The organism is uncultured Veillonella sp. (genome assembly GCF_937981445.1).
In the GTDB taxonomy this organism is placed as follows: Bacteria; Bacillota; Negativicutes; order Veillonellales; family Veillonellaceae; genus Veillonella_A.
Map to the genome: position 1 here is coordinate 1 of NZ_CALJON010000038.1, position 5,346 is coordinate 5,346.

7 protein-coding genes are annotated in these 5,346 nt (G+C 35.5%); 1 reads left to right on the top strand and 6 read right to left on the bottom strand.

Going from position 1 to position 5,346, the window contains the following annotated elements; translation table 11 throughout:
* Positions 1–130: 130 nt before the first annotated feature.
* From Q0376_RS06185 to Q0376_RS06205, 5 genes are all read right to left on the bottom strand, one after another.
* Positions 131–298, bottom strand: coding sequence for a hypothetical protein (locus Q0376_RS06185; protein WP_298705292.1), 168 nt, complete (start codon positions 296–298; stop codon positions 131–133).
* Positions 299–549: 251 nt separating this feature from the next.
* Entirely contained in the window at positions 550–1,086 is a 537-nt protein-coding gene (locus tag Q0376_RS06190) for an NAD(P)/FAD-dependent oxidoreductase (protein WP_298705294.1), read from the bottom strand.
* A complete protein-coding gene (locus tag Q0376_RS06195; protein WP_298705296.1) occupies positions 1,022–1,420 on the bottom strand; it encodes an NAD(P)/FAD-dependent oxidoreductase in 399 nt (132 codons plus the stop codon). The genes Q0376_RS06190 and Q0376_RS06195 overlap by 65 nt, the downstream gene beginning before the upstream one ends.
* Positions 1,421–1,527: 107 nt before the next feature.
* Positions 1,528–2,274, bottom strand: coding sequence for an NADPH-dependent oxidoreductase (locus tag Q0376_RS06200; protein WP_298705298.1), 747 nt, complete (start codon positions 2,272–2,274; stop codon positions 1,528–1,530).
* Positions 2,275–2,409: 135 nt separating this feature from the next.
* A complete protein-coding gene (locus Q0376_RS06205) occupies positions 2,410–2,796 on the bottom strand; it encodes a hypothetical protein (protein ID WP_298705300.1) in 387 nt (128 codons plus the stop codon).
* Positions 2,797–3,346: 550 nt separating this feature from the next.
* Between Q0376_RS06205 and Q0376_RS06210 the strand changes: the two genes are divergently transcribed.
* Complete coding sequence (locus tag Q0376_RS06210) at positions 3,347–4,093, top strand: SIMPL domain-containing protein (RefSeq protein ID WP_298705302.1); 747 nt, start codon at positions 3,347–3,349, stop codon at positions 4,091–4,093.
* 200 nt (positions 4,094–4,293) lie between these two features.
* Here the strand turns inward: Q0376_RS06210 and Q0376_RS06215 are convergent, their stop codons facing one another.
* Positions 4,294–5,043, bottom strand: coding sequence for a class I SAM-dependent methyltransferase (locus Q0376_RS06215; RefSeq protein ID WP_298705304.1), 750 nt, complete (start codon positions 5,041–5,043; stop codon positions 4,294–4,296).
* Positions 5,044–5,346: the final 303 nt, after the last annotated feature.

The window sequence follows — 5,346 nt, forward strand, 5'->3', positions numbered from 1 at the left end:
TTCGTTTGAAATGATTACCTTACATTGTTCAGTTTTCAAAGATCTGATGTCGCTTACTGCGACGTCTTGTATATACTACCACGTCACACATTTCATGTCAACTACTTTTTTACACATTTTTTCGAAATATTTACATCTCTAAAAAACGGATGCATAAGCTCAAAAGCTTATTTTCATTTTCGTTAACAGCGACTTTGTTAGTATACCCATTTACAAGAATTTCGTCAACCCCTAATTTCAACTTTTTTATTTCTTTTTTATCTTTTACCATAGTACCACATAACAATACAAGCTTCATATACTAGTTATGTAGATGCACGCTTTCTTTACGTCCTATGTAAATACTAACTTCATATACAACTTAATATACAACTTATGTAAATACAAGCTGCATATGCTAATTCTGTAGATACATGCTTTCTATACGACCTATATAATAACCTTCACATAATAGGATAAAAGGAAAGCAAAAACAGGCTCATATATGTTAATCATATACGAACCTGCTCTCCTATAAAACCTAATATATCATAACGCTCTTATAATCTATCATACAATCTTATTCACATAGGCTACCGCACTAAATGCCGCCATTTGCCCTTCGCCAACAGCCTTGCTCACTTGTAAAGGTGCGCCTGCTACATCACCAGCTGCAAAGAGCCCTTTAAAATTCGTTTCCATTAATCGATTCACTTCGATGGCATTATTTTTTACTTCTAATCCATCAACCATATTATCAGGCGGATTAGAATCACGCAAAATAAATAGCCCTTCTACTTTATGACTTTCATTTTTACTTCGCACTGATGCAAGGCCCCGCTCTCCATCCATGCCTACAATCCGCTCCCGATAGAGGCGAACTGAACTTGGCAAGTTCTGCCATTCAGAAGTATCCGCTGCTAATAAAGGATCTACATAAAGTACTACACTTTTAGCCAAATCAGCAAGCAATTTTACATCATCCAAGCCATGTTCCGTATTTACATAAATAGCTATATCTTTATCCTTAAAGAATTGCCCATCACAAGACGCACAATAACTGACGCCGCGACCAAGCCACTCTTTTTTCCCCCGGAATGGTGCCATTCATACTCACCCCAGTTGCCAATATAACACTCTTTGCAGTGTACACAGCTTCTTCAGTTAATATGGTAAATGGTTCTCCTGCAAAAATAGATTGTACTCGCTCATTAACAATGGTTGGTTCATATGCCAAAGTCTGTGCCACCAATGTATCCATCAAATCATTCCCACTAATTGTAGGAAATCCTAAGTAATTATAAATGCGTTCTGCTTTACGCAATTTATCACTAAATCCGCCGGACTCAAACAATATAACGGTCTTACCTCGCACTCTCGCAGTTACAGCTGCTGATAAGCCTGCCGGTCCACCGCCTACAATTGCAATGTCATATGTCATAGTTTGCCATCTTACTACATCTATTGAATAAAATAATTGCATTACTAATAAAAAACATAGCCAGCAAAAAATAAAAGCTGGCTATGCAATACATTCAGTTACACTAATTATAAATTAAATTTAAATCCTTGTGCCTCTGCTTGTTGAATAAGCTTTTGTCTCATAGGTGTTGGATTTTGGGATTTCTTAGCAATTTGTAATGTAAAGGAGTCTACTCGATTGTTAGTATCGCGCATATCATAATATTGACTCATTTCTTCATCATAGTCTTCTAATAAATCCATATAAGAATCAAACACTTTATAGGAGTCTTCAAAAATATTGGCTTCTTTTGGCATTCTTGGTTTTAGTTGTGGCTCTTGATTAGACACACCAATACCAAGTCCAAGCATCGGGAATGTAAGTTCAGGAAGACCTAATAACTCAATCATTTTAGGTACATTATTTAAAATGCTACCAAAATATACGGTACCAAAGCCCCCCAATTCAGCAGCAGCTACCACATTTTGTGCTGCCAATGCTGCATCAGTCCACCCTTGGAAGAAGCGATCACTATCACGTTCATTGTCGTTTACAATACCTTGTTCACGAACAATGCGAGAGTTTCTATACGAATCTACTACAAAAATCAACAATTCAGGCACACGAGCTACATACTCTTGCTTACATACTTCGGCAATAGCCGCTTTTAATTCTGGCTTAGTTACACGAATAATGCTAAAACTCTGCATCCCTTGACTAGAGGCTGTGCGCTTTGCTACATCTAGCAACACATTTAATTGCTGCGGAGAAATAGGAGTTGACTTGAACTCGCGAATTGTACGGTGATTTAATATTACATCAATAGGATTCATAGCTAAAACTCCTTTACTATCTTATATAGCAATAAACTATTTATACATGTATCATATCGAAATATCTAAATTTCTCTTTTTACAGTACCACGGATTATGTGCCTTGTCTAGTCAAATTTATTACTATAATCAACTTTATTTTCCCCAAACAAGCTTATAAATTTCGTCCCCCATTGTATCATCTGTAATTGGCTGTACAGACTTATCATATACATATTCATCATCATTAAAAGGGATCCCAGAATTATGGAATAAACGTAATTCAAGGATTTGTATTGTTTTAGGCTCCTTTTGAAGACGAACCTTTTGCTCATAATAATTTTTATTTAATTGATTAACACGAATCCACATAGTAGCTTCTTTATCATTTTTCTCCACGCGACTATTATCAACAGAATATTGTTCTTCTGTAGCACTAGCACCTATGTAATACCAATCGGCAGCCTGTGCCACCTGAGTGAAACCAAATTGCATAAAGCCTACTACACCAAGTGTAGCCATCATCATTTTCCAAAATTTCATACTATATCACCTTCTACTGTCTCTACAAAAAAAATGTCTCTCATACTAGCCAAAGCTATACATTTTATATACTTCATCGAAATGTCTCATGCATAACCTAATGTACCTCGTATAACTTAGAAAGTATGTACGTTATTATTATACTCTCTTTTTAAATTCCTTCAACGCCTAATTTAAAATATTAGATATAACGCCAGTATGCAACGTAATATACTATCTAGTGTATTAGTTAATCTACTAACTAATACACTATGCAATACACTATCTAATGCATTATGTAATATACAAGCTAATATTCTTCCGAATCTACTACGGAGTATACAATATACTACAAAGTACATTACAAATTTAAGAATAAAATTTATGTTCACAGCCTAAAACTCTATATACAACCGTCCATAATGTATGGACAAAAACTTATTTTGTCCTCAAAGTTTTGCCTTTTTCTAAATTATTTGTTATACTAATTAAAGAGAACTAATGAAGTCTCAAGTTCTTACAGCATTAACATTCTTATACTTTTTCTAAAAGAGTAACAAAGGAGTTTATTATGAATTTAAAATTAACAAAAAAACTAACCCGTACTATTTTAGCCGCTACTTTAGCTCTAAGCGTAACTGGCGCTGCTATGGCTGCGTCTCAAGACAACAATGTACAAGAATCTCAAATTCAAGTAACAGGCATGGCTAACCGCTCCATCGCGCCTACCTATGCAACCTTACGTTTAGGCATTACTAGCAATGCTAACAATGTAATGACTGCTAAAAGTGAAAACGATCGCATTATGAGTGATTTAATTGCTCGTCTTGCGCAAGTGGGCGTAACTAAAAATAATATTCAAACCTCTAATTTCTCTGTAAATCCACAATATGATTATCAAACTGTAAAAGGCCAAAAAGATAATGCCATTCAATCTTACACTGTTTCAAACAATGTGACTGTACGCATTAACGACTTAAGCAAAGTAAGCCAAATTATTGACCGTGCTGTAGCTGCCGGTGCTAATGATATTCAATCATTAAACTTTGAAGCTGATGTGAACCAAGATTTAAGTGATCAATTAACTACAGAAGCTGTAAAAAATGGTCGTCATCAAGCAGAAGTTATCGCAGCGGCTCTAGGCCAGCAAATTAAAGGTATTAAAGAAGCGTCTGTAAGCTCTACTAACACCTACACCTTAGATAGCACCCCACGTATGTATAAACTAGCTGCTAGTGCTATTCAAACAAACACACCAGTAGAACAAGGTGATTTATCCGTTGTTAAAACTGTAAATCTTGTATTCTACGTACAATAAGAATCATAGCCCTTGCCTAGAGTGCTTCCTTGGAGTCAAATGCTCCCCCATCTTGAGAAGCCCATAGACTTTGGTAATAAATATAGAAAGGCCCGCAAGAGTAAGTACCATTGCTCTTGCGGGCTTTTTTATATTATCTTTTATTATCTTTTATTATCTTTTGTTGTCTTTTACTGTCTTTATATTCTTACTTTGTATTTTTACTTTGGTACGCGCCCTACATGGACGGCCACAATACCACCAGTTAATTCAAAATATGTGGCGTCTTCAAATCCAACCGCTTTAAAAATATCTAACACCTTAGCTTGGTGTGGATAGCGTCGCAACGATTCAGGCAACCAAGCATAGGAAGATTTATCCTTACTCAATTTTCCTAAAACCGGTAATATTTTCTCAAAGTATAAATAATATAATTGTTTAAATCCAATCATAGTCGGTTTAGCTAACTCAAGTGTAACTACATAACCACCTGGTTTTACTACGCGCATCATTTCTTGCAAAGTAACTTCAATGCTAGGTACATTTCGTAATGCAAAAGCACTCATGGCCGCATCAAAACTATTATCCTCATAAGGTAAATCCATAGCATCCCCTTCTACTAAATTAACTTTATCTAGAAGGTTTAATTCTGCTAAACGATCACGGCCACGCCGTAACATTTCAGGACTAAAATCCAAGGCCTCTATAGATATATCAGGATGTTGACGCAACGCTTCAATGGTTAACATTCCAGTGCCACAAGCTACATCAAGTAAACGATGACCTGTGTCTAGCTGTAATTTAGAAACAGCAAAACGGCGCCAATACGCATCTTGATGGAAACTTAAAATTGTATTCATCAAATCATAGTGTTTAGCAATATGAGAGAATACATGCTGCACATACACTTCTTTATCTTGATGATTTTCAAACTGCAACCCCTTCTTCAATACTTGCTTAGCAAGTTCCATCTCATCCTTAGGATCTAAGGTGGTTACTGTTTTCGCTTTTACATCACTCATTATCTTCACATCGCTTTACTAAAATACAAAAAACTTACTGCGTCCTTTTATTATACAAAAATTAAGCAAAGCTTGTAAAGTCATCACAAAAATTAACATTATTATTCATGGAAGAAAAAAATTTTATAAAAACACTTGCCTTTTCATTTTATCCGTTCTATAATTACATATGTCCATTACAAGGAAATGTATATTCAAAAAGGAGAGATTTAGATGAAGTGGTTGGAGATGGGCATGTCTCTGATCGTGCTG